A 294-nucleotide genomic window follows, 5' to 3' on the forward strand; every position below is an offset into this window, starting at 1 on the left:
TCATGAAATTATCCTCTCACGCTTTTACAAATCACTAATTTTCAGTAAATTATAGTTTCAAAATCAGGAGCTATGATGTCTATCAAATCCTTAAACAAATGGGCCAATGCGCATACTTATTATCCGCTTGACCTGCTGAGAATCGTACTGGGAGTTTTCTTTTTTCTAAAAGGGATTCAATTTGTCGCACAAACTCACATGCTTACCGAACTTATTGGACCTCTTAAAGGTTACGGGGGAGTAATGTTGCTGGTGCATTATATCGCTCCCGCACATTTAGTGGGCGGCCTTTTA

Annotated in this window: 1 pseudogene; it reads left to right on the forward strand. The window is 39.1% G+C overall.

Going from position 1 to position 294, the window contains the following annotated elements:
* Window positions 1–72: 72 nt before the first annotated feature.
* Window positions 73–294, forward strand: a pseudogene (locus HC175_RS23005) (DoxX family protein); the annotation flags it as partial.

Source organism: Salinimicrobium oceani (genome assembly GCF_012037645.1).